The sequence below is a fragment of the Wolbachia endosymbiont of Glossina morsitans morsitans genome, from assembly GCF_000689175.1.
Taxonomy (GTDB): Bacteria; Pseudomonadota; Alphaproteobacteria; order Rickettsiales; family Anaplasmataceae; genus Wolbachia; species Wolbachia pipientis.
The window spans coordinates 1-616 of sequence record NZ_AWUH01000156.1; the positions used below are offsets into that span (position 1 = coordinate 1).

2 protein-coding genes are annotated in these 616 nt (G+C 33.6%); both read left to right on the plus strand.

The window, feature by feature from the left end:
* Positions 1-2 precede the first annotated feature (2 nt).
* Entirely contained in the window at positions 3-161 is a 159-nt protein-coding gene (locus tag WGMM_RS07145) for an ATP-binding cassette domain-containing protein (protein WP_275039485.1), read from the plus strand.
* A gap of 58 nt (positions 162-219) precedes the next feature.
* Positions 220-561, plus strand: a complete 342-nt coding sequence (locus WGMM_RS07150; RefSeq protein WP_275039484.1) for an ATP-binding cassette domain-containing protein — start codon at positions 220-222, stop codon at positions 559-561.
* The last annotated feature ends 55 nt before the right edge of the window (positions 562-616 follow it).

The following is a 616-nucleotide window of genomic DNA, read 5'->3' on the forward strand; positions in this document are numbered from 1 at the left end:
AAATGCATAATATTTGTAAATTATTTAATAATGTCCCAGTGCTTAATAATATTAACCTGATTATAGAACAATCTATAGTTGGTCTTGCTGGTCCTTCTGGTAGTGGTAAATCAACATTGTTACGTTGTATACAAAAACTCGAAGTTTTTAGATTCTGGTAGCATTGAATGCAATGATAGTACTGGTTTTGTATTTCAGGATTTTCAACTTTTCCCACATATGACTGTCTGGGAAAATCTTACATATGCTCCAAAACTTAAAAACAAAACTCAGGATCAAAGTGATTCACTACTTGAGTCTTTGGGTATTGCCTCTAAAAAAAATGATTACCCTAGTAATCTATCCGGTGGGCAAAAACAGCGGGTTGCGCTTGCCAGAAGCTTAATGATGAATCCAAGGATTCTATTATGCGATGAGCCAACGTCTGGTTTAGATGTAGCAACAATAGTCGACGTTGTGGAACTACTACAATCAGTTAGAGATATGGGTATTACTATGATTATCGCTTCTCACAATTTGGATTTTTTAACAAAAATTATCAGATCGGATTATTCTAGTTAAAAAACGGGAAAATAATTGTAGATATCAATCCTAAAGAAATTGATGAACCAACAAA

What these genes read in the sequence shown, in the direction of transcription:
- WGMM_RS07145 (WP_275039485.1), top strand. Translation starts at nt 3, where the DNA reads ATGCATAATATTTGTAAATTATTTAATAATGTCCCAGTGCTTAATAAT.
- WGMM_RS07150 (WP_275039484.1), top strand. Translation starts at nt 220, where the DNA reads ATGACTGTCTGGGAAAATCTTACATATGCTCCAAAACTTAAAAACAAA.